Raw genomic sequence first — 26,408 nt, forward strand, 5'->3', positions numbered from 1 at the left:
GGCCGACATCGTTCGGCCTTTTCTTTATCTGTCGTCGCCAAATAGACCACTTCCAGCAGGTGGGATTGCTTTTACTGATAATGTTTGGCGGCTGGCATAAAATTCTTATTATCCCTTTTTTATTGTGGCGTGACGGTTATCTGACCGTTAACCTGTTTACGCTTTGCATGCATAGATTTGTATCAGGAATGAATAATTATGAGTGATATCCGCATTGCTATCGTTGGTGCGCCAGGCCGCATGGGACGCAATTTAATTCAGGCCGTGCAGCAAGCGGAAGGGGTTGCGCTGGGCGCAGCGCTGGCACGTAGCGGTTCTTCACTGCTGGGAGCTGACGCAGGTGAACTGGCTGGCATTGGTAAAACCGGTATTGCCGTTACCGATGATTTGCTGAAAGTGGTCGATGATTTTGATGTGCTGATCGACTTTACTCGCCCGGAAGGCACGCTGGAATATCTGGCGTTCTGCCGCCAGCATCATAAAGCGATGGTGATCGGCACCACCGGTTTTGATGAAGCGGGCAAAGAAGCGATTTGCGCCGCTGCGGAAGAGATCGGCATTGTGTTTGCCGCCAACTTTAGCGTGGGCGTGAACCTGGTGCTGAACCTGCTGCAGCAGGCAGCCAAAGTGATGGGTGACTACGCGGATATTGAAATCGTGGAAGCACACCACCGTCATAAAGTTGATGCACCATCAGGTACCGCGTTAGCGATGGGCGAAGCGATTGCCGATGCCATGAACTGGAAATTAGACGAGCACGCGGTTTACGCACGCGAAGGCCATACCGGCGAGCGTCAAGCACAGACCATCGGTTTTGCTACCGTGCGCGCGGGCGACATCGTCGGTGAGCATACTGCGATGTTTGCTGATATTGGCGAGCGTGTAGAGATTACCCATAAGGCTTCCAGCCGCATGACCTTTGCTAATGGCGCAGTTAAGGCGGCAAATTGGTTGAAAAACAAGAAATCTGGCCTCTATGATATGCGGGATGTGCTGGATTTATCGATGTTGTGAGTGTTGTGAACCATCGTGATGTGGTTATTTCAATCGGTAAGATGATGATTGAATAGGGCAATGAGATCATTGCCCTTTATTTTACTTATTAAAATGATGGCTTAATTGTATTTTTGTCTTTTGATGGCTATTTTTCAATGTTTAGTTCTATTAGGAGGTCAGTAAGATGCGATTTTTGACCATTTGGTCAAAAATTTATGCGCGGTAGCACGTGTTTGCGATTATTGCCGCTTAGCAACCGTTTATTTTCCTCACTTATCTCACTCTTTTATCGCCTTTCTCGCTTTTTAACATTCAACAGCCTTAAAAATACAAAAAAATAGCCACTCAGGGTAGACAAGCTGAAGGTCGATCATTAGAATGCGCGCAATTTGCCAAAATTCGAGCATTCAGGCGGATTTTGCATTGATTCGGACATGTATTTTGAATTAATATGCAAATATTGTGACTGTTTATTCCCTGGAGGATGTTTTGATTAAGTCAGCGCTCTTGGTTCTGGAAGACGGAACCCAATTCCACGGTCGGGCCATCGGGGCAACGGGGTCGGCAGTGGGGGAAGTCGTTTTCAACACGTCAATGACTGGTTATCAAGAAATCCTCACTGATCCTTCCTATTCCCGCCAAATCGTTACCCTCACTTATCCCCATATCGGCAATGTTGGCGTTAATGCCGCCGATGAAGAATCCAGCCAAATCCATGCTCAAGGCCTCGTTATTCGCGACCTGCCGCTGATCACCAGCAACTTCCGTAGTGAAGAAAGCCTGTCAGCTTACTTGCAACGCAATAACATTGTCGGCATCGCCGATATCGACACGCGCAAACTGACCCGTTTGCTACGCGAGAAGGGCGCTCAGAGCGGCTGCATTATCGCGGGTGATAATCCGGATGCGGCACTGGCGCTGCAAAAAGCGCAGGCCTTCCCGGGCTTGAAAGGCATGGACCTGGCGAAAGAAGTGACCACGGCGGAAACTTACGCGTGGCAGCAGGGTAGCTGGACACTGGAAGGGGATTTGCCTGAGCAGAAAACGGCTGCAGAGCTGCCATTCCACGTTGTCGCCTATGACTTCGGCGCTAAGCGCAACATCCTGCGCATGCTGGTGGATCGCGGTTGCCGTTTGACGGTTGTCCCGGCAAAGACCAGCGCAGAAGAGGTGCTGGCACTCAATCCAGACGGCATTTTCCTGTCGAACGGTCCTGGTGACCCGGAGCCTTGCGATTACGCCATCAACGCCATTCAGGCCTTCCTGAAAACTGATATTCCGGTGTTTGGTATTTGCCTCGGCCATCAGCTGCTGGCGCTGGCAAGCGGTGCAAAAACCGTGAAGATGAAACTCGGTCACCACGGCGGCAACCACCCGGTCAAAGATCTCGACAACAATGTGGTGATGATTACCGCGCAGAACCACGGTTTCGCGGTTGATGACAGCCAGCTGCCAGCGAATCTGCGTGTCACGCATGTGTCGCTGTTCGACCAGACGGTGCAAGGTATTCACCGCACAGATAAACCGGCCTTCAGCTTCCAGGGACATCCTGAAGCGAGCCCAGGCCCGCACGATGCGGCGCCGCTGTTCGATCACTTTATCGAACTGATCGAAGCTTACCGTTCTAACGCGAAGTAATCAGGAGCCCACGATGCCAAAACGTACAGACATAAAATCCATCCTGATCCTTGGCGCTGGCCCGATCGTTATCGGCCAGGCATGTGAATTTGACTACTCCGGTGCACAGGCGTGTAAAGCGCTGCGTGAAGAGGGTTACCGCGTCATTCTGGTCAACTCCAACCCGGCCACCATCATGACCGACCCGGAAATGGCCGATGCGACCTATATTGAGCCGATTCACTGGGAAGTAGTACGTAAGATCATCGAAAAAGAGCGCCCGGATGCGGTCCTGCCGACCATGGGTGGCCAGACTGCACTGAACTGTGCGCTGGAGCTGGAGCGTCAGGGTGTGCTGGCTGAGTTCGGCGTCACCATGATCGGTGCGACCGCGGATGCCATCGATAAAGCTGAAGACCGCCGCCGTTTCGACGTGGCGATGAAAAGCATCGGCCTCGGCACCGCGCGTTCCGGTATCGCGCATACCATGGAAGAAGCACTGGCCGTGGCCGAAGATGTTGGCTTCCCGTGTATCATTCGTCCTTCCTTTACCATGGGCGGCACCGGTGGCGGTATCGCTTACAATCGCGAAGAGTTCGAAGAGATTTGCGAGCGTGGCCTGGATCTTTCCCCTACCAATGAGCTGCTGATTGATGAGTCGCTGATTGGCTGGAAAGAGTACGAGATGGAAGTGGTGCGTGATAAAAACGACAACTGCATCATCGTCTGCTCAATCGAAAACTTCGATGCGATGGGTATCCACACCGGCGACTCGATCACCGTGGCACCGGCGCAAACCCTGACGGATAAAGAATACCAAATCATGCGTAACGCCTCGCTGGCGGTACTGCGTGAAATCGGTGTGGAAACCGGCGGTTCTAACGTGCAGTTCTCGGTTAACCCAAAAGACGGCCGTCTTGTGGTTATCGAAATGAACCCGCGCGTGTCGCGCTCGTCGGCGCTGGCTTCCAAAGCGACCGGTTTCCCGATTGCAAAAGTCGCCGCGAAACTGGCGGTGGGCTTCACTCTCGATGAGCTGATGAATGACATCACCGGCGGTCGTACGCCGGCGTCGTTTGAGCCGTCAATCGACTACGTTGTGACCAAGATTCCTCGCTTCAACTTCGAGAAGTTCGCTGGTGCCAATGACCGCCTGACCACGCAGATGAAATCTGTGGGTGAAGTGATGGCGATTGGCCGCACCTTCCAGGAATCAATGCAGAAAGCGCTGCGCGGTCTGGAAGTGGGGGCAAACGGCTTCGACCCGAAAGTGGATCTGGATGATGCCGAAGCGCTGACCCGCATCCGCCGTGAGCTGAAAGATGCCGGTTCTGACCGTATCTGGTACATTGCGGATGCGTTCCGTGCCGGGATGTCGGTGGATGGCGTGTTCAACCTGACTAACATTGACCGCTGGTTCCTGGTGCAAATCGAAGAGCTGGTACGTCTGGAAGAGAAGGTTGCGCGTGAAGGTGTCAACTCACTGAATGCTGATTTCCTGCGTGCACTGAAGCGCAAAGGCTTTGCTGACGTGCGTCTGGCAAACCTGGCGGGCGTGGCAGAGAGCGAAATTCGCAAACTGCGTCAGCAGTTCAACCTGCACCCAGTCTACAAACGCGTAGACACCTGTGCGGCAGAATTCTCCACCGATACCGCTTATATGTACTCCACTTATGAAGAAGAGTGCGAGGCCAATCCAAACCAGGATCGTGACAAAATCATGATTTTGGGCGGCGGTCCAAACCGTATCGGTCAGGGTATCGAGTTCGATTACTGCTGCGTACATGCGGCACTGGCGCTGCGCGACGACGGTTACGAAACCATTATGGTGAACTGTAACCCGGAAACCGTATCGACTGACTACGACACCTCCGACCGTTTGTACTTCGAACCGGTGACGCTGGAAGACGTGCTGGAAATCGTGCGCATCGAGAAGCCTAAAGGCGTCATCGTGCAGTATGGCGGCCAGACCCCGCTGAAGCTGGCTCGTGCGCTGGAAGCAGCAGGTGTGCCCGTGATAGGTACCAGCCCAGATGCGATTGACCGTGCTGAAGACCGTGAACGTTTCCAGCAGGCGGTTGATCGCCTGAGCCTGAAGCAACCGGCTAACGCCACCGTGGCTACGCTGGAGCAAGCTGTTGAGAAAGCGGCAGGTATCGGTTATCCGTTGGTGGTACGTCCTTCCTATGTGCTGGGCGGTCGTGCAATGGAAATCGTTTATGATGAAATCGACCTGAAGCGTTACTTCCAGACCGCGGTTTCGGTTTCCAATGATGCGCCGGTTCTGCTGGACCGCTTCCTGGATGATGCAGTGGAAGTCGACGTGGATGCGATTTGCGACGGTGAACGTGTGCTGATTGGCGGCATCATGGAGCACATCGAACAAGCCGGCGTTCACTCAGGTGACTCCGCTTGTTCACTGCCGGCTTATACGCTGAGCACTGAAATCCAGAACGTGATGCGTCAACAGGTCGAGAAACTGGCTTTCGAGCTGAACGTACGCGGTTTGATGAACGTGCAGTTTGCAGTGAAGGACAACGAGGTTTACCTGATTGAGGTGAACCCACGTGCGGCGCGTACCGTGCCATTCGTGTCTAAAGCGACCGGCGTACCTTTAGCGAAAGTGGCTGCGCGCGTGATGGCAGGTAAAACCCTGGCTGAGCAGGGCGTCACGAAAGAAATCATTCCACCGTATTATTCGGTGAAAGAAGTGGTGCTACCGTTCAACAAGTTCCCGGGTGTTGACCCGATTCTTGGTCCAGAGATGCGTTCTACCGGCGAAGTGATGGGTGTCGGTCGTACCTTTGCGGAAGCGTTCGCTAAAGCGATGCTGGGTGCGCAGAGCAACATGAAGAAAACCGGTCGTGCGTTACTGTCTGTGCGCGAAGGCGATAAGAAACGTATCGTTGACCTGGCGGCGAAGCTGCAGAAGTTTGGCTTCGAGTTGGACGCCACACACGGCACCGCTGTGGTGCTGGGTGAAGCCGGTATCAACCCACGTCTGGTTAACAAGGTGCATGAAGGTCGTCCACACATTCAGGACCGTCTGAAGAATGGCGAATACACCTACATCGTCAATACCACCGCAGGTCGTCAGGCGATTGAAGATTCCAAACTGATTCGCCGCAGTGCACTGCAATATAAAGTGCATTATGACACCACGCTGAATGGTGGATTTGCTACCGCGATGGCGTTGAATGCAGATCCGACAGAGAAAGTGATTTCAGTGCAGGAAATGCATGCGCAAATCAAAGGTTAATCAATAAGTTGACCGACTGAAAACGGCTCCTTTGGGAGCCGTTTTTTTCGCCTGTTTATCATTGGTTGAATAAGGTTATGTGTGAAAAATATATTGATTTGACATAGTTTTTATCACTTGATGCGATAACGGTTACACCTCGGATTATCCGCACAAAATTATAAATACGATCCCGGTAAGCGCACCGTACTATCTTGAGCGCTCATCAATAGAGCGCTCACCTTAACTGGGATATAAAAAATGAAAATGCGTGCTTTCACCCTCAGCGCAGTGGCTGCGTTATTAGTTGCTGCGCCTCTCGCCAGCCAGGCGGAAATTACCCTGCTGAAGCAGGATCCGCAGACAGGCGATCCACTTAGTCGTCTTGATTTCAAAGTCGGCGGCAGTATTCGTCCTCAGTTCCAGCATCAGGCTGGCGTCAGTGACCAATCGTACAAGCGTAACGGCTACGATGGTGGTTCACGTTTCCGTTTTTCCGCGGATTACTACCTGTTTGATGACATCAGCTGGGTCAGCTACTACGAGCTGGGCGTGAACTTCCCGGCCTGGTGGGGTTGGGATAACCACTATGCCGATGGCCAGAACAACACCACGCGTCGTCAGCTGTACACGGGTCTGAAGAGCAAAACCTGGGGTCAGTTGACCTTTGGTCAGCAGAACAGTGTTTACTATGATGTGGTCGGTGCGAAGACCGATATCTGGGACTACGACATGCTGGCTCAGGCACCGGGCAACGGTATCAACGGTGACTACGACGGTTCATACCGTTCACGTAAGATGCTGAAGTACAAAAACACCTTCGGCGACGTTGATGTTTATGCTTCATACCTGTTTGAAGATAACAACTACCTGCCAGGCAACGGCCTGCGTTACAAGCGTAAAGGCGGCGGATCACTGGGTGTGAACTATCACATCACCAAAGATCTGGCATGGGGCACGGCATGGAACTACACCCGTGCAGATATCCATAACCCAGGCACCGGTGAAAGCAAAGACTATGACCAGAACATCTACGGTACCGCGCTGAGCTGGACCCCGGATAACTGGACGCTGTCTGCAGGTGCAGGCTGGTATCAGAACTTCTCACCAACCAAGAAGAACAACGTTAACAACTACTTCGCCGATGATGCGTGGGGCGTGGAGTACTTTGCTGGCTACAAATTCGCTATCAATCAGTACGCGGTCAAGTCTATTCAGCCTTACTTCATGGGCGACCGTCTGGAGTTCGTCAATGGACGTAACTACAAGCGTATCGACAATGGCGTCGGTATCAGCACTAAACTGGATTACGGCTTCCAGGTGGACTACGAATACGTGATCACCTCAAGCACCGACAAATCACTGGGTAACATGAACCTGGTGCGTCTGCGCTACGATTTCTAATTGGCGTGACTACGGCTCCTGCGGGAGCCGTTTTCCTTTGTCGCAGACAGTGCGGTTTTCTTTACACTCCATCACGTCAAAGCCTCATTTCACCCTGAATTGTAGCGTTCCGCTGGACTAATCTGGCGTCTATTTCCATGTATGGTGGGAAAGTCGGTGTAAAACTCTGTCCAATAACAAAAATGCGGTCGCATAGGAGCTTTACGCAAATAGCGGGGGCGGCCTATCGACGAAACTTTCGCCTTTACGTATGATGGCGCCAATTTTTTTCCTGTAGGTCTTTTAACATGATTAGTCTGATCGCAGCACTGGCAGCCGATCGCATTATTGGTATGGAAAACGCCATGCCCTGGAACCTGCCTGCTGATTTGGCGTGGTTTAAACGTAATACGCTGAATAAACCGGTGATTATGGGGCGTCTGACCTTTGAATCAATCGGCCGCCCGCTACCGGGACGTTTGAATATCGTGGTGAGCAGCCAGCCGGGCACCCATGAAGGCGTGACCTGGGTGACTTCGCTGGACGAAGCGGTGAAAGCGGCGGGCGACGTAGAAGAGATGATGGTGATTGGTGGCGGTCGTGTTTACGAACAGATGCTGGCCCGTGCCGATCGTTTGTACCTGACGCACATTGATGCCGAAGTGGAAGGCGATACCCAATTCCCGGATTACGAGCCGGATGAGTGGCAGTCGACCTTTAGCGAGTTCCATGACGCCGATGCGCAGAACTCGCACAGTTATTGCTTTGAGATTTTAGATCGCCGTTGATGCTGGTCCCGGTGCGTATCAGTGCGTCACCTACGAAAATAGTGCCATTTCGTCGTAGTGTCGCCATTTATGGCAACCGGGAAATCTCAGCATCATCGTTTATGACGAACGAAAAAAGCCCCGCTCAATTTGCGGGGCTTTTTGTTTATGACATGTGGCTCAGTGGCCATTTGGACGGGCTTTTATTAATGCATGTCGCTCAACGGCGGATGGGCGCTGGCGGCACTCTCTGCCATCGCCTTTTCACGGTTAGAAGCCTGCACATAATAGCGTTGCGATTCCCAGTGCAGCAGCGTCAGCGTGCCGCCCCAGCAGCAACCGGTATCCAGGCCGACAATGTGTTCAGGCGTCCCCTTGCCCTCCAGTGAAGCCCAGTGACCAAACACCTGCGTGTAGTCACTGCCGATCTTGCCGGGAACAAGGAACCAGGGCTTCAACGGCGGTGGAGCAGAGTTAGGGGCTTCTTTGCAGATCATATCCAACTGACCGTTGGGGAAGCAGAAGCGCATACGCGTCAGGGCATTGGTACTGAAGCGCAGACGCGCCAAACCGCTCAGTTCCGGCGTCCAGTTGTTCGGCATGTCGCCGTACATCGCATCCAGGAACAGTGGATAGGTGTCGCTGGCCAGTACGGCTTCGACTTCACGTGCACAGAGTTTTGCCGTGTCGAGATCCCATTGCGGCGTGATCCCTGCGTGAGCCATCAACAACTTTTTCTCTTCATCCACTTGTAGCAGCGGCTGGCGACGTAACCAGTTGATCAGCTCATCCGCGTCCTGCGCCTCTAACAATGGCGTCAGACGATCTTTAGGTTTGTTACGGCTGATGCCCGCATAAACCGCCAGCAGATGCAGATCGTGATTGCCGAGCACCAGTCGTACGCAATCTCCCAGCGATTTCACATAGCGCAGCACATCCAGCGAACCCGGGCCACGCGCCACTAAGTCGCCGGTTAGCCAAAGCTCGTCTTGCTGCGGATCGAAATCAACCTGCGCCAGCAGCGCACGTAGCTCGTCATAACAGCCGTGAATATCGCCAATCAGGTATGTACTCATTACGTCAGTCCGATCAAAACGCGCCGCCCGGACTGGCCGGGCGGAGGGGGATTAATGTATGTGGGTTTGCACGGCGAGTCGGAACACCGGAATGTCGACGTGAAATTCTTCACCTTCATCGTCGATCATCACATAGTGACCTTGCATGGTGCCCATAGGGGTTTCCAGAATCGCACCGCTGGTGTACTGATACTCACCGCCAGCGGCAATGTGCGGTTGCTCGCCAACCACACCTTCCCCCTGAACTTCAGTCTCACGACCGTTGCCATTGGTGATAAGCCAGTAGCGACTATGCAGTTGAACGCTATTTCGTCCCAGATTACGTATGGTGATGGTGTAGGCAAACACGTAACGATCCTCGTCGGGCAAGGATTGTGATTCCACATATTGACTCAATACATGAATACAGACGCGGGCCAGTTCACTCATACACTTATTTCTCCGGGGTTTCAGCCTGATGATTGCCCAGCCAATTCGCCAATTGGCAATACTGCGCCACGGTGACATTCTCAGCACGCAGCGAGGCATCAATGTTCAGTTCATCCAACGCACCCGCAGTAAACATATGTGCAAGGCTGTTACGCAGGGTTTTACGGCGTTGACCAAAGGCTTCAGTAGTGATGCGGCTCAGCAGGCGAATATCGCTCACCGGATAAGGTGGCTCTGGGTAAGGCATCAAACGCACCACGGCGGAATCAACTTTTGGCGCAGGCGTGAAGGATTCGGGTGGAACTTCCAGCACCGGAATCACCTGGCAATAGTACTGTGCCATCACGCTAAGACGGCCATAGGCTTTGCTGCCTGGCCCGGCAACCAAACGGTTGACCACTTCTTTTTGCAGCATAAAGTGCATGTCTTTAATCGAACCAGTATAGCTGAAAAGGTGGAACATCAGCGGGGTCGAAATATTGTACGGCAAGTTGCCAAAGACGCGCAGTGGCTGACCTTTCTCTTGCGCCAGCGCCGAGAAATCGAAGGTCATGGCATCTTGCTGGTAAATGGTCAGCTTAGGTCCGAGGAACGGATGGGTCTGCAAACGTGCAGCCAGATCGCGGTCCAGCTCTACAACGGTCAGTTCATCGAGGCGTTCGCCCACCGGTTCAGTTAAGGCACCCAGGCCGGGACCAATCTCCACAATCGCTTCTCCCTTCTGCGGGTGAATAGCGGAGACAATGCTGTCGATAATGTACTGATCGTTCAGGAAGTTCTGCCCGAAACGTTTACGGGCAAAATGCCCCTGATGGACGCGATTATTCATTACTGCTCTTGATCATAGTGATGGCGAGATTAAGCGCCGTGATAAAGCTGCCCGGTTCTGCCTTGCCCTGGCCGGCTAATTCCAGCGCGGTACCATGGTCGACAGAAGTCCGGATAAAGGGCAGGCCAAGGGTGATATTCACCGCGCGGCCAAACCCCTGAAATTTTAGCACCGGTAAGCCCTGATCGTGATACATCGCCAGGACCGCATCGGCATGCTGTAAGTATTTCGGCTGGAACAGCGTATCAGCCGGTAACGGGCCGGTAAGCTGTATACCTTGCTGACGCAGTTCGTCGAGCGCCGGAATGATAGTATCAATTTCTTCACGGCCCATATGGCCGCTTTCGCCCGCGTGCGGATTCAGGCCGCAGACGAAGATATGGGGATGGGGTAAACCGAACTTCTGCTGTAAATCCTGATGCAGAATCGTGATCACCTCATGCAGGCTGTCGCGAGTAATCGCATCAGCGACATCTTTTAACGGCAAATGCGTAGTGGCGAGCGCGACGCGCAACTCTTCGGTTGCCAGCATCATCACCACGCGATCGCCACCGGCACGCTCGGCGAAGAATTCGGTATGGCCGGTGAACGGAATACCGGCGTCATTGATCACGCCTTTGTGCACCGGACCGGTAATCAATGCGGCAAACTCGCCGTTGAGACAGCCGTCACAGGCACGCGCCAGCGTTTCCAGCACGTAGTGGCCATTCGCTACGGTTAATTCACCGGGCGTGATCGGCTGTGCGGTATCAACCTGCAGCAGCGTTAACGTACCGGCCTGCTGTGCTTGTGCCGCAACACCAGGTTGGTAATCGCGCAGCGTCAGCGGTAAGCCCAGTTGCTGGGCGCGCTGACGCAGCACATGGCCATCGGCACAGACCACCAGTTCAACTGGCCAGTCGAACTGAGCCAGTTGAACGGTGAGATCAGGACCAATCCCGGCGGGTTCGCCGGGGGTGATCACGACACGGTAATTACTGACCATTGTTGTCCAGAATCTTCACGTAAGCACTGGCGCGTTGTTCCTGCATCCAGGTTTGTGCTTCTTCGGCAAATTTACGGTTAAACAGCAGACGATAAGCACGCTCTTTCTGCGCCGCATCGGTTTTATCAACCTGACGGGTATCCAGCAGCTGAATCAAATGCCAGCCGAAAGAAGAGTGTACCGGCTCGCTGACCTGACCTTTTTGCAGCTTCAGCAGTGCATCACGGAAGGCCGGATCGTAGATTTCCGGGGTTGCCCAGCCGAGATCGCCGCCCTGATTGGCTGAACCCGGATCGTCAGAGAACTGTTTTGCTGCGGCGGCAAAGGTGGTTTTACCACTTTTGATATCTGCAGCAATCTGCTCGATCTTCGCTTGCGCCTGCGCGTCAGTGAGAATCGGAGAAGGCTTCAGCAGAATGTGACGCGCATGCACTTCGGTGACAGAGATGTTTTTGCTCTCACCGCGCAGATCGTTCACTTTCAGAATGTGGAAGCCGACGCCAGAACGGATGGGGCCGACGATGTCGCCTTTCTTCGCGGTGCTTAACGCTTGCGAGAACAGGGTAGGCAGCTCTTCAATTTTTGCCCAACCCATGTTGCCGCCTTTCAGCGCTTGCGGATCGGCAGAGTAAGTCACTGCCATTTTGCCGAAATCGGCACCGCTTTTCAGTTGACCCACTAATTGACGCGCCAGCGCTTCCTGATCGTCAACCTGCTGTTGCGTCGGATTTTCTGACAGCGGCAGCAAGATCTGGCTCACGTTCAGTTCAGTACCCTGAGTGTTCTGAGAACCAATCTGCGTTGCCAGCGTATCCACTTCCTGCGGCAGGATGGTGACACGGCGGCGCACTTCGTTATTACGCACTTCGGAGATCAGCATTTCCTGACGGATCTGCGCACGGTAAGCGTTGTAGTTCATTCCGTCGTAGGCCAGGCGGCTACGCAACTGGTCCATGCTCATCTTATTTTGTGCGGCAATATTTTGAATAGCCTGATCTAACTGCTGATCGGTGACCTGCAAGCCGGCTTTCTCGCCCATCTGAAGAATGATGGCATCCATGACCTGACGCTCAAGGATCTGATGACGCAAGGTTTTGTCATCAGGTAACTGTTGATGAGCCTGCTGCGCCTGTGATTTCACGGTGCGCATCATGTTATCAACGTCACTTTCCAGTACCACGCCGTTATTCACGACGGCAGCAACTTTATCAACCTCTTGTGGGGCTGCGAACGCAGTGTTAGCGGTGATCGCTACACCAAGAATCAGCATTCTCCAGTTCTTCATACTTTATCCATTGTTGTTTCCGCACTGCGGGATAGCCTGTCAAACATCACAACATCAGAAAGCGCGCTGGTAAGGGATGATGCCCTGACGCAGCATTTCATTGGTGCCTAAGCCATAGTTAGAACTCAGACCACGTAGCTCAATGTTGAATGAGATTTGGTTGTCGTACTTACTGTCGTTGTTTTCCCAACCGTTGATCTTGCGCTCGTAACCCAGACGAATGGCGTAGCAGCACGAGCTGTACTGCAGGCCTACCAGTTGTTCAGCCGGACGACTGTTGCGGGTATCGTAGTAATAACCACCGACCAGTGACCAGGCATCAGCAATTGGCCAGCTCGCGGTTGCGCCAACTTGTGAAATCCCGTTTTTGTAGATCGGGTTCGTCAGCAAGCTGGAGTTGTTTAACGCCTGCGCCACGTATTCCGGGCTGCTATAGCGATAGCTCAACTGCACCATACGATCGGCATCCTGACGATATTCCAGGATGGCGTTGCCTTGTGCAACGTTATCGAGACGGGTGTCATACTGAAGCCCGCCGCGTGCGCCCCAGCGATCGCTGATTTTCCAGTAGGTGTCACCCGCCCACACCAGGCTGCCGGTATCATCTTCATCACTCGTCTGGTTTACGCCGGTACGAGACGGGGTAAACGAGTAGATTTGACCCACAGAAACGTTAAAACGTTCAACCAGATCGTTATCATAAATTCGCGTGGTCACACCGGTTGAAACTTCGTTAGCCGAAGCGATGCGATCCAGACCACTGTAAGTACGATCGCGGAACAGACCGGTATAGTCGGTTTGCAGCAGGGTGGAGTCGTACGGATAGATGCTGCTCTGGTTACGATACGGGATATAGAGGTACTGCACACGCGGTTCCAGCGTTTGCGTGTAGCCTGGTTCCCAATCCATATCGCGGTCAAACACCAGGCGACCATCCACTTTGAACTGCGGCAAGGTACGATTAACGGAGTTTTTCAGCAGGCCGCTAGCACTATTTTCATCCACAGTGCTGTTGTAATTGTCGATACCATCCTGCTGATAGTGGGTAGCGAGGAATTTTGCTTCGGTATCGAGACTGGCCCAGCCATTGGATAGTGGCAAATTCAACGTCGGTTCGATATGAAGGCGCGTGGCTTCAGGCATTTCACTGTTTACGTTGGTAAATTTAACCGCCTGAGCAAAAATACGACCGTCAAAGGGACCAATGTCATTCTGATAGAAATTCAGGTCAAGCTGAGGCATCGCGCGATAAATATTTCGTGTGCTGGTACTGCCAAACACCTGGAAATCTTTGGTCGACAGCGTGGCGTCCCAGTTTGTGTCCGCGTAGCCAAAGCTGAATTTCTGCGTCGCATAACCGTCAGTAGAGTTGTAATACTTCGAGTCGAGATCGTTGAAGTAATACGGGTCACTTACCTTGGTGTAATTGGCATTGAAGCGCCAGTGCTGCTCATAGACACCAGCATGCTGCCAGTAGAACAGCCAGCGATCTGAGTTATCATTTTCGGCGATGCCACGCACCGCTTTGTCGTTGTCGTACTGCTTATCGGACGGCAGATAATCCAGTTCCATCAAACCGGCACCAAACACGGTCAGATAGCGGAATTCGTTCTGCAATTGCAGACCACGTTTGCTCATGTAATGCGGCGTAATCGTGGCATCGGCCTGTGGCGCGATGTTCCAGTAATACGGCAGCATAAATTCGAAGCCGTTGTTACTACCGTACTTCGCATTCGGGATCAGGAAACCGGAGCGACGGCGATCGCCAATCGGTAACTGCAAATATGGGCTGTAAAACACCGGCACATTGCCGAGTTTAAAGCGGGCGTTCCAAATCTCCGCCACTTCTTCCTGACGGTCCTGGATCACTTCAGAACCGACCACGCTCCAGCTATTAGAGCCGGGCAGGCAAGAGGTGAAGCTGCCGTTTTCCAGAATGGTATAACGGTTGTCGCCACGTAGTTTCATCTGGTCGGCAACACCACGGCCCTGACGGCCCACCATCTGGTAATCACCGTTCCACACGTTGGTGTCTTTGGTGTTCAGATTGGACCACGCTTTCGGACCTTTCAGGATGACCTGGTTGTCGTCATAGTGCACATTACCCAGCGCATCCACGGTACGCACTGGCGTGGTCTGTCCATCCTGCTGACGCTGATGCAGTTGCATCTCATCGGCACGTAAGCGGCTGTTGCCCTGCTGCACATCAACATTGCCCGTGAATACCGCGTCATTCGGGTAGTTACCCTTGGCCGAGTCAGAGTTGATGGTGACAGGCAGGGAATTGGTGTCGCCGCTGACCAGCGGACGGTTGTAGCTCGGCACGCCCAGCATACATTGCGACATAAGATCGTCGGCGAATGACTGCTGACTGTAGAGCGCTGCACCAATCATGGTTGCCAGCAGGGTAGGTATCTGTTTTTTCATACGCGGTTCGGGATTTCCATGAGAACGGGCATCATGCCGACAATCGGCTCAGAGACTAACTTACTGCCCGGCGTTGTGCCAGTGTTAATCCTTGTCTGATCGCGTTGCTGTTAGGCACTGAAGTAAATGAAAGGTATGATAATGCAATTTTCAGCCGCAAGCATGGCGAATTGAGGAGTTTATGCGCTACTGGGGAAAAGTTATTGGTCTGGCTCTCGGCTTACTTTCCGGAGCAGGCTTCTGGGGCATTGTACTGGGTCTGATCATTGGTCATATGTTTGACAAAGTGCGCAGCGTAAAAGGACAGGGCTATTTCGCCAATAATCAGGCGCGACAGACGCTGTTTTTCAGTACCACTTTTCAGGTGATGGGTCATTTGACCAAGTCAAAAGGGCGCGTCACCGAGGCAGATATCCAGATTGCTTCCTTATTTATGGATCGTATGCAACTGCATGGCGATGCCCGCATGGCTGCGCAGCGTGCTTTCCGCGAAGGCAAGCAAAGTGACTATCCGCTGCGGAATAAATTGCGTGAACTGCGCAGCGCCTGTTTTGGTCGTTTTGATCTGATTCGGATGTTTCTGGAAATTCAGATTCAGGCGGCATTTGCTGACGGTTCGCTGCATCCCAATGAACGCCAGGTGCTGTATGTAATCGCGGAAGAGCTGGGCATTTCGCGGGCACAGTTCGATCAGTTCCTTCGCATGATGGAAGGTGGGCAACAATTTGGTGGCGGTGGCTCCTCTTATGGCGGTGCTTATCAACAGGCGAAACGCGGACCGACGCTGGATGACGCCTGTAGTGTGCTGGGGGTAAAAAGCAGCGATGACAGCACCACGATTAAACGAGCCTACCGCAAGCTGATGAGTGAGCACCATCCGGACAAACTGGTGGCGAAAGGGTTACCGCCAGAAATGATGGAGATGGCGAAGCAGAAAGCGCAGGAGATTCAGGCGGCTTACGATTTGATTCGTAAGGAGAAAGGATTTAAATAGCCTGGAACGTTAAGATTGAATTTGAAAGGGCCGTCATGACTGACGGCCCTTTTTTATGACCTGCAGATTAAAAATCTGCTGGCTGCTTAAACGTCATGCTGTTGCCAAACGCCGGATGGGTAATGGTTAATGACTCCGCGTGCAGTTGCAGACGCGGCGCCATGCTCAGTGCTTCTTCATGGGCATAAAAGCGGTCGCCCAAAATCGGGTGACCCAGCGCCAGTAGATGCACGCGCAACTGGTGCGAGCGCCCGGTAATTGGTTTGAGCCGCACGCGGGCACTGTTGCTCGCTTCGTATTCCAGCACCTGATATTCGGTCTGCGCGGCTTTACCGTTCTCGAAGCACACCATTTGCTTAGGGCGATTAGGCCAGTCGCAAATCAGCGGCAGATCGATCAATCCCTCTTCCGCCGCAGGATGGCCCCACACGCGTGCCACATAATACTTAGATGGCTCACGTTCGCGGAACTGCCGCTTGAGCTCTCTTTCCGCAACCTTATTCAGCGCCACCACGATCACGCCGCTGGTGGCCATATCCAGCCGATGCACCGATTCCGCCTGGGGGAAATCACGTTGAATGCGCGTCATCACGCTATCTTTGTGCTCCTCCAGCCGACCCGGCACCGACAACAAGCCACTTGGCTTGTTGACCACCATAATGTGCTCGTCCTGATACAGAATATGTAGCCAGGGTTCGAGCGGCGGATTGTAGGCTTCCATCAACATGTCGTAGTGGCCTTCAGCAATTATTGGTGCGTGACAACGATCAGACGCAGTGCGTCCAGACGCCAGCCCGCATCACCGAGGCTCGCCAGCACCTGCTCGCGATTACTTTCCAGCGCTTCAACCTCATCATCACGGATGTTGGGGTTGACCGCTCGCAGCGCTTCAAGACGTGATAGCTCGGCACTCAGCTTCTCATCCGCCTCGACTTTCGCCGCTGCGATGATCGCCTGTGCTTCCGGAATCACCACTTTTTCGGCCTGGGTCAGAATCTCGTGCACTTCCTGCTGCACGGCGTTAACCAGTTTGCTACCGGTATGACGATTCACGGCGTTTAACTGGCGGTTAAAGCTTTCAAACTCCACTTTGCCTGCCAGGTTGTTGCCCGCACGATCCATCAGCAGACGCACCGGCGTTGGCGGCAGGAAGCGGGTGAGTTGCAGGCTTTTCGGAGCCTGCGCTTCAACCACGTACACCATCTCAACCAGCAGCGTCCCAACCGGCAGCGCTTTGTTCTTCAGCAGTGACAATGCACAGCTGCCGGTATCGCCGGACAGGATCAAATCGAGACCATTACGGATCAGCGGATGTTCCCAGGTGATGAACTGGGTGTCTTCACGCGACAGCGCCTGGTTACGGTTGAAGGTCACGGTGCAGCCATCTTCCGGTAAACCTGGGAAATCCGGCACCAGCATATGATCGGATGGCGTCAGCACAATCAGGCTGTCACTGCGGTCTTCCTGGTTGATGCCGACGATATCGAACAGGTTAAGCGCGAAGTTAACCAAATCGGTGTCATTATCCTGTTCGCCGATAGCATTCGCCAGCGCCTGCGCTGCTTCGCCGCCGTTGGAGTTCAGCTCCAGTAAGCGGTCACGACCCTGCTCCAGCTGCGCTTTCAGCGTGTCGTGCTGTTTACGACTCTCTGCAATAAATTCATCCAGCCCCTGTGGATTCTCAGGTGCGGCGAGGTATTCGATTAACTTGCTGTATTCGCTGTCATAAATGGTGCGACCGGTTGGGCAGGTATGCTCAAACGCATCCAGACCTTCATGATACCAGCGCAGCAGTACCGCCTGAGCGGTTTTTTCCAGCCAAGGCACCAGAATCTGGATATCGTGCATCTGGCCGATACGGTCGAGACGACCAATACGCTGTTCCAGCAGATCCGGGTTAAACGGCAGGTCGAACATCACCAGACGGCTGGCGAACTGGAAATTACGGCCTTCAGAACCGATCTCCGAGCACAGCAGTACCTGTGCGCCTTCTTCTTCTGAGGCGAAGAACGCCGCAGCGCGGTCGCGTTCCAGAATGGATAATCCTTCGTGGAACACTGCAGCACGAATACCTTCGCGCTCGCGCAGCACCTGCTCCAGTTGCAGCGCAGTGGCAGCCTGAGCGCAAATCACCAGCACTTTCTCTTTACGGTTGCTGGTCAGGTAGCCCATCAGCCACTCAACGCGTGGGTCGAAGTTCCACCAGGTACCGCTATCACCTTCAAATTCCTGATAAATCTTTTCCGGATACAGCATGTCACGCGCGCGTTCTTCTGCGCTCTTGCGCGTGCCCATAATGCCGGAAACTTTAATCGCGGTTTGATACTGCGCAGGCAGTGGCAAACGAATCTGGTGCAGTTCGCGTTTCGGGAAGCCCTTCACGCCGTTACGGGTGTTACGGAACAGCACGCGGCTGGTGCCGTGGCGGTCCATCAACATCGAGACCAGCTCTTTGCGTGCGTCTTCTTTGCCTTCACGATCGCTGTTCGCCACCTGCAGCAGCGGCTCGATGTCCTGTTCACCGATCAGGTCATTGATCAGGTTCATCTCTTCTTTGGTGATAGCCTGATCGGCAAGCAGCGAACTCACCGCATCGGCCACCGGGCGATAATTCTGCTGCTCAGCCACGAACTGGCTGAAGTCGTGGAAGCGATTTGGATCGAGCAGACGTAAACGGGCAAAGTGACTTTCCAGACCCAGCTGTTCCGGCGTGGCCGTCAGCAGCAATACGCCTGGCGTTTTTTCCGCCAGCTGTTCAATCACCTGGTATTCTCGGCTCGGCGCCTCTTCGCTCCAGGCCAGATGGTGAGCTTCATCGACCACCAGTAAATCCCAGTCGGCATCAGCCAGTAATTCCAAACGCTGCTTATTGCGACGCACGAAGTCTAGCGAGCAGATAATTAATTGCTCGGTTTCAAAAGCGTTATCGCTGTCGTGCTGGGCTTCGGTGTAGCGGTCGTCATCAAATAGGGCAAAGCGCAGGTTGAAGCGGCGCAACATCTCAACCAGCCACTGGTGCTGCAGCGTTTCCGGCACCACGATCAGTACGCGATCGGCACGACCGGCCAGCAGCTGTTGCTGAATAATCATCCCGGCTTCAATGGTTTTACCCAGGCCCACTTCATCCGCCAGCAACACGCGTGGCGCATGGCGACGGCCAACATCATGGGCGATATGCAGCTGATGCGGAATCAGGTTGGTGCGCATACCGCGCAGGCCGCTGATCGGCAGGCGATACTGCTCACTCTGGTATTTACGCGCACGGAAGCGCAGGGCAAAACGGTCCATACGGTCGAGCTGACCGGCGAACAGACGATCCTGAGGTTTGCTGAACACCAGCTTGCTGTCCAGCATCACTTCGCGCATCACCACGCCACTTTCTTCGGTGTCGAGACGCGTGCCGATGTAAGTCATTAATTCGTTATCGTTGCGGACTTCATCGACGCTCATCTGCCAACCTTCGTGGTTGGTGATAGTGTCGCCCGGATTGAAAATCACACGGGTGACGGGAGCATCATTACGGGCATACAGGCGGTTTTCGCCGGTTGCCGGAAACATCATGGTGATCATGCGGGTATCAATCGCCACCACCGTTCCTAATCCCAGTTCACTTTCCGTATCACTAATCCAGCGCTGACCCAGTGTAAAAACCATATATTTTTAGCTCGACTCTCTGACATGCCATAAAGAAGTTCACCTGCACTCAGGCAATACAACACCGCCAAACAAGAGTTTGGTCAGGGTGTCTATGCGGTGAGAAACAGGAAGGGCGCTATGGTACTGGATGGCAGGGCATTCGTCACCTGTCAAAAAAGCCCCAGCTGCCCGGTAATAAGTGTAGCAAAGTCATCGCCGACGAAAGGTAAAATGCCATCTGCCACCGGTTGTAACTGTTTGGTGACATAGTGATCATAGTCGAGCGGCGTGGTGCGTGCTTCCAGCGGTTCCGGGCCAGCGGTCGCCATCACATAGCGAATGGACCCGCCATTTTGATGCTGTAATGGACGCTGTAATTTCCGATTTTGCTCATCGGCGAGGCGAGCAGCGCGTACATGGGGTGGCACGTTTTTTTCATAATCTTTTAACGGGCGGCGCAGGCGCTTTTTGTAGACCAGTAATTCATCCAGTTCGCCCGCCAGCAGCTGCGCCACGGTCTCTCGGATGTAATCCTGCCATGGCTCACCACGAAAAATTCGGCCATACAGATTTTGCTGGAACTGCTGCGCCAGCGGTGTCCAGTCGGTGCGCACTGACTCCAGCCCTTTAAACACCAGCCGCTCTGTTCCGTCGCTGCGAATCATGCCGGCGTAGCGCTTTTTACTGCCTTGTTCAGCACCGCGAATGGTGGGCATCAGGAAGCGACTGAAATGGGTTTCGTACTCTAATTCAAGTGCGCTCTCCAGCCCGTAAGTCTGCTGCAGATGTTGCTGCCACCACGCATTGACCTGTTTAGCCAGACGATGACCAATGGCGGCGGCCTCCGCCTCGCTGTGCGCGCCTTTGAGCCAGACAAAGGTGGAGTCGGTGTCGCCATAAATCACATCAAACCCTTCGGCTTCAATCAGCTCGCGTGTTTGCTGCATGATGGCGTGGCCACGCAGGGTAATAGAAGACGCAAGGCGTGGATCAAAGAAGCGACAAGCGCTGGTGCCAAGCACGCCGTAAAAGGCATTCATGATGATTTTCAGCGCCTGTGACAAAGGCTGATTGCCGTTGCGTTTAGCCGCTTCACGCCCTTGCCAAATCTGCTCCACAATCGCTGGCAGGCAATGGGTTTGGCGTGAGAAGCGCGCATGGCGAAACCCGGGCACGGAATCGGCATCGTCTGGATGCGCCAGCCCCTCCACCAAACCGACAGGATCGATCAGAAAGGTGCGAATAATGGAGGGATAAAGGCTTTTGTAATCCAGCACCAGCACCGAATCATACAGGCCGGGCCGTGAGTCCATCACATAACCGCCGGGGCTGGCTTCGGGTGCCACTTCACCAAGGTTAGGCGCCACGAATCCTGCGCGATGCATACGCGGAATATAAAGATGACCAAACGCCGCCACCGAACCGCCGTGACGATCGACCGCCAGGCCATTTACCGTGGCGCGTTCCAGCAGAAACGGCATGATGGCAGTGTGATGGAAAATGCGCGTCACCAGTTCGCAATCTTTCAGGTTGTACTTCGCGAGCGCGGGTTTGTCATGGGCAAAACGCCAGTTGATCTCCTCCATGCGCTGCCACGGGTTGTCGATGTCTTTTCCTTCGCCGAGGAGCTGGCGTGACACCGCCTCAAGACTGAAAGAGGGAAAGTCCCAGAACGCGGATTTCAGCGCTTCAATACCATCAATCACCAACCGTCCTGTTGCTTGTGCGAAGAAGACGCCAGGCTTAAAGCCGTGCTCGCGCCACTCCAGCGCCTGATTTTGGCGTCCTAAGCGCAGCGGAATGCCATAACGATCGGCGTGTTTTTGCAGGACGCGCAGATCGAACTGCACTACGCTCCAGCCGATGATCACGTCAGGATCGTGACGGGCGAACCAGGCATTGAGCTGATCCAGCAACTGCGGGCGGCTATCCACATAGATGAGATCGAAATCGAGCGTGCTGGCATCGCCATTGGGTGGACCCAGCATATACACCTGGCGCTGACCGCAGCCCTCCAGCCCGATGCAATACAGTTCACCGTGTTCCGTGGTTTCGATATCCAGCGAAACCCATCTTAGCTGCGGGCGGTAATCTGGATGCGGTTTCAGGCGAGCATTGACCACGCTATCGCCGTGTACCTCGCCGCTGAACCACACCGGCGCAGTGATAAAACGCTCCATCAAATAGCGCTCTGGCGGGCGGATATCGGCTTCATACAGCGCGATGCCATTTTCGCGCAGGCGCTTTTCCAGGTTTTGCAGCTGGCGATGGCTGCGGCAATAAAGGCCAAACACCGGACGACGGCGAAAATCTTTCAGTTCGAGCGATTGCACACGAATATGCCGCTCGTCACGGATCAACGCTTCGGTTTGCTGGCGGAACTCTTCTGGAATGAAAGCCACGGACTCTTGTGCCGGTAGCACCAGCCGCTGCGGTCCCTGATCAGTCGCCAGCCACAGCACCACTTCGCTGCCGGTTGGGGTATCTCGCCAGTGGCGGGTAAGCAAAAAACCTGCGCGTGGTTCGGTCACGTGAACTCCGGGAAATGAATTGCCTGAAGTATATCATGGATGTTTATACAGTGCCTGTGTGTGGCGACATTGTCAGTACTCTGTCAACATCGTCCTACAATTCTTGCCTTGACGGGTTGGCGCTGGCTCCGGACAATCCAGCCTCTATATTCCGCAGAGGATAGTTATGGAAGCCTGGATTCAACATCTGTTTTCGCAATCGCTGGAGTACGCGCTGATGGCCGTGGCGCTGGTGACCTTCCTTGAGTCACTGGCGTTCGTGGGATTGCTGTTGCCAGGAACCGTATTAATGGCCAGCCTTGGGGCGCTGGTGGGCAGCGGACAGATTGGCCTTTATCCTGCCTGGGCGGCAGGTTTCGCCGGTTGCCTTATTGGTGATTGGGTCTCGTATGGCATCGGCTGGAAGTTTCAGGGGCCATTACACCGCTGGAAATATCTGAAAAAGTATCAGGGCCTGCTGGATAAAACTGAGCACGCGCTGCATGAACACAGCATGTTTACCATTCTGGTGGGGCGCTTCGTCGGCCCGACGCGTCCGTTGATTCCACTGGCGGCGGGTATGCTGGAACTGCCGGTGCGCAAGTTCCTGCCGCCCAACCTGATTGGCTGTATTCTCTGGCCGCCGGCTTATCTGATGCCGGGCATTCTGGCGGGAGTGGCGATTGATGTGCCACAGGCCGCGCAAGGCGGTAATTTTAAGTGGCTGCTGTTGCTGGTGGCGTTGCTGGTGTGGATGGGATTCTGGCTGATGTGGCGCTGGTGGCGCAGTGGTAAAACCACTGACTGGGCGACGAAATATCTGCCGCAGGCGCGTTTGCGCTGGCTGGCACCGCTGGCGGCGGCTATCGGCGTGGCGGCATTTATCGCCATTCAGTATCACCCGATGATGCCTATCTTCCGCCAGCTATTGTGGAAGGTGTTCTTCGCTTAAGGCTTTTTCACGCCAAGGATGGTAGCCGCTTCACTCTCTCCACTGATCAAGCTCGCCGTGCTGCCATCCCAGTAAATCCGCCCATCGACCACCACCAGACTGCGCGGCGCAATTTGCTGGGCGTCTTCCAGGCTGTGCGACACCATCAGCAGCGTGATATTGCGGCTTTCACACACCGTACGCACCAGTTGCAGCATCTCACCGCGAAGCGCCGGATCGAGCGCAGAGAAGGGCTCATCGAGCAGCAGGATCGGCCGATCGCGCAACAGGCAGCGCGCTAAGGCCACGCGCTGACGTTGACCGCCGGAAAGCTCGACGGGCAAGCGGTTCAGCATCTCCGCTAACCCGGTCTGCTCAGCGATGGTGGCCAGCTGTTGCTGCTGTTCCCGCGTCAGTTTCAAGCCTGGATGCAAGCCTAATCCCATATTTTGCTGCACCGTCAGGTGTGGGAAGAGGTTGTTTTCCTGAAACAGCATCGACACCGGCCGCGCCGACGGCACGCTGCGCGTATGATCGACGCCATTCATTATCAGGGTTCCCTGGCTCACTGGCAAAAAACCGCCGATCAGACTGAGCAAGGTGCTTTTGCCTGCGCCGCTGGGACCAAGGATTGCCAGACGTTCACCCGCCTGGGCTTCAAAACGGAAGCGCATTGGCAGATGCTGGTAAAGGTAAGTGAGATTATTCAGTGTCAGCATGACGACCCGGCAGTTTTTCCATCAGGGTAAAGAGTAACAGGCACAGCGATAACAGCAGCAGTGCGGTAACGGCACCGTCTGCGCCGCGATAGGCACCAATTTGCTGGAACAGATAGAACGGCAGCGTGCGGAAATCGGCGCTGCCAAACAGGGCCACCACGCCGAAATCACCAATCGACAGCACGCAGGCAAACGCCAGCGCTTGTGCAATGGGCCGCTTCAGCGCGCGCAGTTCAATCAGTTTCAGGCGATTAATACCAGCAATGCCCAGTGATGCGCAGAGCGGGGTGTAGCGAGCGCTGATATCGCGCATCGGGTTCTCCAGTACCTTCATCGCATAGGGGATGGCAATCAGCGCATTGGTGAAAATCACTAAGCCATCGGCGCGCTGCGGCAGGCCGATGGTGGCGTTGAACAGCAGGAAAAAGCCGCTGGCCAGCACGATGCCGGGCATCGCCAGGATCAGCATACCGCTTAGCTCCATTGCCTGTGCCGCAACTTTGCGCTGACGCTGACGCAGCTCGCGACTGCTCCATAGCAACATGATGGTCAGCACCACGCACAGCAATCCGGCGCCGATGGCGATGCGCAGTGAGGTGAAGGTCGCTTGCCATAACGCGGGCTGTTGCAGGGCACCTGCAACACCACCGCGCAAGCCATCAACGATCACCGCAGCGAGCGGCGGCAGCAACAGCAGTAGCGCACAGACAATCAGTAGCGTGTCGCCGATCCGGGCATGCCAGCAATCCTGCGGGTCACGCCAGCCACGAATATTTTGGCTGCCGGTAGGGATGGCTTTACTGAAACGTTGGCTGAGCAGCACCAGCAGCAAACAGCATCCGAGTTGTAACAGTGCCAGTAGCGCCGCACGACTGGGATCGTAATCAAAACTCAGCGCCTGATAAATCGCTAGCTCTAACGTGGTGGCGCGCGGTCCACCGCCCAATGCCAGTACCGTGGCAAAGCTGGCGAAGCACAGCATAAAAATTAGGGCTGCGGTGGGCAGGATCTGACGTCGCAACCATGGCCACTCGACCAAACGAAACAGATTCCAGCCGCGCAGGCCAAGCTGGGCGGCTAACTGGCGCTGCTCGCCAGGAATGCTTTCCAATGCCTGCAACAGCATGCGGGTGGCAAGCGGCAGATTGAAGAACACATGTGCCAGTAAAATGCCCTGCAAGCCATAGGGCGAGAAGGTGTAATCAATGCCAGGCAGGCTGCAGAGGTGCGCCAGCCAGCCGCTGCGACCGTAAACACTGAGCAAACCAAATACGGCCACTAAAACCGGCAATACCAGCGTCATGGCACACAGGCGCAGCAGCAGATTACGTCCCGGAAAGCGGCGACGATACAACGCGCGTGCCAGCAGAATCGACGGCAGCACCGAGAGCAGGGCAGATAAAAGCGCCTGCTCAAACGAGAAGGCCAGGACGTGGTGCAGATAACTGTCTGACAGCAGGGCGCGCCAGTCAGTGACCGGCGCCGCCATCACTAAGGCGCCAAACGCCAGCAGTGCCACTGCGCACAATAGCAGCGCAACGGCACTTCCAGGAATTAACCAGGCTGGCATTAACGGCTAACGGCTTGTTGCCAGGTGCGAATCCAGTCCGCGCGATGATCGGCCACTTCGGCTGAGCTGTATTGCAGCGCATTCGCCGGCACGGTCAGTGACTGATAACCGGTAGGCAGATCGCTTTTGATCACCGGATACATCCAGTTGCCAGTCGGAATGGTCTGCTGGAAAGCTGGCGACACCATAAATTGCATAAACTGCTGCGCCAGTTTGGGCTGTTTGCTGCTAGCGAGCTGTGCAGCGACTTCCACTTGCAGATAATGGCCTTCGCTAAACGGCGCAGCGGCGTAGTTATCTTTCTTCTCTTCGATGATGTGATATGCCGGAGAGGTGGTGTAACTCAGCACCAGATCGCCTTCGCCTTTCAGGAACAGGCCATAGGCTTCGCTCCAGCCCTTAGTGACGGTGACCGTTTTCTGTGCCAGCTTCTGCCAGGCGTCAGGTGCTTTATCGCCATACACTTTTTGCATCCACAGCAGCAGGCCTAATCCCGGTGTGCTGGTGCGTGGATCTTCATAGATCACACGCCACTTTTCCGGGCTTTCAACCAGTTCTTTCAGGCTTTTCGGTGGGTTCTTCAGCTTGTTTTTATCGTAGACGAAGGCGAAGTAGCCGTAATCGAACGGAACGAAGGTGTCGTTATGCCAGCTATCAGGCAGTTGCAATTTACTGGTGTCGACGGTGCTTTTTGCGAACAGGCCGGTTTTTTCGGCGGCTTGCACGAGGTTGTTATCGAGGCCCAGCACCACATCGGCTTTGCTGTTTTTGCCTTCCATCCGCACGCGGTTGAGCAGCGACACGCCATCTTCCAGCGCCACATAGTTCAGTTCGCAGCCGCACTCGGCTTCAAAGGCTTTTTTAACGGCAGGGCCGGGGCCCCAATCTGCAGAGAACGAGTCGTAGGTGTAAACGGTAAGAACAGGCTTGGCAGCCAACGCCGGGGCAGAGATCAACAGCAACACGGGCAAGACTTTGTTTAACACTTTGCGCTCCTTGAGGAGAAGATAAAGTTG

19 protein-coding genes are annotated in these 26,408 nt (G+C 54.4%); 7 read left to right on the top strand and 12 right to left on the bottom strand.

Translation table 11 applies throughout. The annotated features are described in order from the left end of the window. Positions 1–198 precede the first annotated feature (198 nt). The 5 genes from dapB (at position 199) to folA (ending at position 8,022) form a co-directional block, all read left to right on the top strand. Positions 199–1,014, top strand: a complete 816-nt coding sequence (dapB, locus tag AC6I8L_RS03255; protein WP_058959361.1) for a 4-hydroxy-tetrahydrodipicolinate reductase — start codon at positions 199–201, stop codon at positions 1,012–1,014. Between the two features lie 471 nt (positions 1,015–1,485). Beyond that, the gene (gene carA / locus AC6I8L_RS03260) at positions 1,486–2,634 is read left to right on the top strand and encodes a glutamine-hydrolyzing carbamoyl-phosphate synthase small subunit (RefSeq protein ID WP_058959360.1); all 1,149 of its coding nucleotides are present in this window, start codon (positions 1,486–1,488) and stop codon (positions 2,632–2,634) included. A gap of 13 nt (positions 2,635–2,647) precedes the next feature. Continuing rightward, the gene (gene carB, locus AC6I8L_RS03265) at positions 2,648–5,872 is read left to right on the top strand and encodes a carbamoyl-phosphate synthase large subunit (protein ID WP_058959359.1); all 3,225 of its coding nucleotides are present in this window, start codon (positions 2,648–2,650) and stop codon (positions 5,870–5,872) included. A gap of 240 nt (positions 5,873–6,112) precedes the next feature. Beyond that, the gene (locus tag AC6I8L_RS03270) at positions 6,113–7,255 is read left to right on the top strand and encodes a porin (RefSeq protein ID WP_058959358.1); all 1,143 of its coding nucleotides are present in this window, start codon (positions 6,113–6,115) and stop codon (positions 7,253–7,255) included. A 287-nt stretch (positions 7,256–7,542) separates the two neighbouring features. After that, positions 7,543–8,022, top strand: a complete 480-nt coding sequence (gene folA / locus AC6I8L_RS03275; protein ID WP_058959357.1) for a type 3 dihydrofolate reductase — start codon at positions 7,543–7,545, stop codon at positions 8,020–8,022. A gap of 185 nt (positions 8,023–8,207) precedes the next feature. Here folA and apaH read toward each other — a convergent pair whose 3' ends face one another. Genes apaH through lptD form a run of 6 tightly spaced genes read right to left on the bottom strand, consistent with a single transcriptional unit; the run spans position 8,208 to position 15,032 of the window. Next, on the bottom strand, positions 8,208–9,077 hold the full coding sequence (gene apaH / locus AC6I8L_RS03280) for a bis(5'-nucleosyl)-tetraphosphatase (symmetrical) ApaH (RefSeq protein WP_058959356.1): 870 nt from the start codon (positions 9,075–9,077) through the stop codon (positions 8,208–8,210). Between the two features lie 51 nt (positions 9,078–9,128). Continuing rightward, positions 9,129–9,506: a Co2+/Mg2+ efflux facilitator ApaG/CorD gene (apaG, locus tag AC6I8L_RS03285; protein ID WP_034826077.1), complete on the bottom strand. Its 378-nt coding sequence runs from the start codon at positions 9,504–9,506 to the stop codon at positions 9,129–9,131. A 4-nt stretch (positions 9,507–9,510) separates the two neighbouring features. Next, positions 9,511–10,335 carry a 16S rRNA (adenine(1518)-N(6)/adenine(1519)-N(6))-dimethyltransferase RsmA gene (gene rsmA / locus AC6I8L_RS03290; protein WP_034826076.1) on the bottom strand — a complete coding sequence of 275 codons (825 nt, stop codon included), beginning with the start codon at positions 10,333–10,335 and terminating at the stop codon, positions 9,511–9,513. Continuing rightward, positions 10,328–11,320, bottom strand: coding sequence for a 4-hydroxythreonine-4-phosphate dehydrogenase PdxA (gene pdxA / locus AC6I8L_RS03295; protein ID WP_058959355.1), 993 nt, complete (start codon positions 11,318–11,320; stop codon positions 10,328–10,330). The genes rsmA and pdxA overlap by 8 nt, the downstream gene beginning before the upstream one ends. Beyond that, positions 11,310–12,605 (bottom strand): peptidylprolyl isomerase SurA, encoded by a 1,296-nt coding sequence (surA, locus tag AC6I8L_RS03300; protein WP_034826072.1) that lies wholly within the window; start codon positions 12,603–12,605, stop codon positions 11,310–11,312. The genes pdxA and surA overlap by 11 nt, the downstream gene beginning before the upstream one ends. A 54-nt stretch (positions 12,606–12,659) precedes the next feature. Continuing rightward, positions 12,660–15,032, bottom strand: a complete 2,373-nt coding sequence (gene lptD, locus AC6I8L_RS03305) for an LPS assembly protein LptD (RefSeq protein WP_058959354.1) — start codon at positions 15,030–15,032, stop codon at positions 12,660–12,662. A gap of 181 nt (positions 15,033–15,213) precedes the next feature. Between lptD and djlA the strand changes: the two genes are divergently transcribed. Further along, positions 15,214–16,026 (top strand): co-chaperone DjlA, encoded by an 813-nt coding sequence (djlA, locus tag AC6I8L_RS03310; RefSeq protein ID WP_058959353.1) that lies wholly within the window; start codon positions 15,214–15,216, stop codon positions 16,024–16,026. 67 nt (positions 16,027–16,093) lie between these two features. Here the strand turns inward: djlA and rluA are convergent, their stop codons facing one another. The 3 genes from rluA to polB form a co-directional block, all read right to left on the bottom strand. Then, positions 16,094–16,753 carry a bifunctional tRNA pseudouridine(32) synthase/23S rRNA pseudouridine(746) synthase RluA gene (gene rluA, locus AC6I8L_RS03315; protein WP_058959352.1) on the bottom strand — a complete coding sequence of 220 codons (660 nt, stop codon included), beginning with the start codon at positions 16,751–16,753 and terminating at the stop codon, positions 16,094–16,096. Between the two features lie 20 nt (positions 16,754–16,773). Beyond that, the gene (gene rapA / locus AC6I8L_RS03320) at positions 16,774–19,680 is read right to left on the bottom strand and encodes an RNA polymerase-associated protein RapA (protein WP_058959351.1); all 2,907 of its coding nucleotides are present in this window, start codon (positions 19,678–19,680) and stop codon (positions 16,774–16,776) included. 152 nt (positions 19,681–19,832) lie between these two features. Further along, positions 19,833–22,193: a DNA polymerase II gene (gene polB, locus AC6I8L_RS03325; protein WP_058959350.1), complete on the bottom strand. Its 2,361-nt coding sequence runs from the start codon at positions 22,191–22,193 to the stop codon at positions 19,833–19,835. 166 nt (positions 22,194–22,359) lie between these two features. Here polB and AC6I8L_RS03330 point away from each other — a divergent pair, with 166 nt between their 5' ends. After that, positions 22,360–23,124, top strand: a complete 765-nt coding sequence (locus tag AC6I8L_RS03330) for a DedA family protein (RefSeq protein ID WP_058959349.1) — start codon at positions 22,360–22,362, stop codon at positions 23,122–23,124. On the opposite strand, the gene thiQ is transcribed toward AC6I8L_RS03330, so the two are convergent. The 3 genes from thiQ to thiB are packed head-to-tail and all read right to left on the bottom strand — an operon-like array spanning position 23,121 to position 26,378. Next, positions 23,121–23,822, bottom strand: coding sequence for a thiamine ABC transporter ATP-binding protein ThiQ (gene thiQ / locus AC6I8L_RS03335; protein ID WP_058959348.1), 702 nt, complete (start codon positions 23,820–23,822; stop codon positions 23,121–23,123). The genes AC6I8L_RS03330 and thiQ overlap by 4 nt on opposite strands. Further along, entirely contained in the window at positions 23,806–25,392 is a 1,587-nt protein-coding gene (thiP, locus tag AC6I8L_RS03340) for a thiamine/thiamine pyrophosphate ABC transporter permease ThiP (protein ID WP_479398014.1), read from the bottom strand. Before thiP ends, thiQ begins: the two co-directional genes overlap by 17 nt. Continuing rightward, positions 25,392–26,378 (bottom strand): thiamine ABC transporter substrate binding subunit, encoded by a 987-nt coding sequence (thiB, locus tag AC6I8L_RS03345; RefSeq protein WP_058960913.1) that lies wholly within the window; start codon positions 26,376–26,378, stop codon positions 25,392–25,394. Before thiB ends, thiP begins: the two co-directional genes overlap by 1 nt. Positions 26,379–26,408 lie beyond the last annotated feature (30 nt).

The organism is Type-E symbiont of Plautia stali (genome assembly GCF_059731115.1).

Excerpts from the sequence above, each read along its gene's own strand:
- dapB (WP_058959361.1), top strand. The coding sequence starts at position 199 with ATGAGTGATATCCGCATTGCTATCGTTGGTGCGCCAGGCCGCATGGGA.
- carB (WP_058959359.1), top strand. The coding sequence starts at position 2,648 with ATGCCAAAACGTACAGACATAAAATCCATCCTGATCCTTGGCGCTGGC.
- AC6I8L_RS03270 (WP_058959358.1), top strand. The coding sequence starts at position 6,113 with ATGAAAATGCGTGCTTTCACCCTCAGCGCAGTGGCTGCGTTATTAGTT.
- folA (WP_058959357.1), top strand. The coding sequence starts at position 7,543 with ATGATTAGTCTGATCGCAGCACTGGCAGCCGATCGCATTATTGGTATG.
- apaH (WP_058959356.1), bottom strand. The coding sequence starts at position 9,077 with ATGAGTACATACCTGATTGGCGATATTCACGGCTGTTATGACGAGCTA.
- apaG (WP_034826077.1), bottom strand. The coding sequence starts at position 9,506 with ATGAGTGAACTGGCCCGCGTCTGTATTCATGTATTGAGTCAATATGTG.
- rsmA (WP_034826076.1), bottom strand. The coding sequence starts at position 10,335 with ATGAATAATCGCGTCCATCAGGGGCATTTTGCCCGTAAACGTTTCGGG.
- pdxA (WP_058959355.1), bottom strand. The coding sequence starts at position 11,320 with ATGGTCAGTAATTACCGTGTCGTGATCACCCCCGGCGAACCCGCCGGG.
- surA (WP_034826072.1), bottom strand. The coding sequence starts at position 12,605 with ATGAAGAACTGGAGAATGCTGATTCTTGGTGTAGCGATCACCGCTAAC.
- lptD (WP_058959354.1), bottom strand. The coding sequence starts at position 15,032 with ATGAAAAAACAGATACCTACCCTGCTGGCAACCATGATTGGTGCAGCG.
- djlA (WP_058959353.1), top strand. The coding sequence starts at position 15,214 with ATGCGCTACTGGGGAAAAGTTATTGGTCTGGCTCTCGGCTTACTTTCC.
- rluA (WP_058959352.1), bottom strand. The coding sequence starts at position 16,753 with ATGTTGATGGAAGCCTACAATCCGCCGCTCGAACCCTGGCTACATATT.
- rapA (WP_058959351.1), bottom strand. The coding sequence starts at position 19,680 with ATGGTTTTTACACTGGGTCAGCGCTGGATTAGTGATACGGAAAGTGAA.
- AC6I8L_RS03330 (WP_058959349.1), top strand. The coding sequence starts at position 22,360 with ATGGAAGCCTGGATTCAACATCTGTTTTCGCAATCGCTGGAGTACGCG.
- thiQ (WP_058959348.1), bottom strand. The coding sequence starts at position 23,822 with ATGCTGACACTGAATAATCTCACTTACCTTTACCAGCATCTGCCAATG.
- thiP (WP_479398014.1), bottom strand. The coding sequence starts at position 25,392 with ATGCCAGCCTGGTTAATTCCTGGAAGTGCCGTTGCGCTGCTATTGTGC.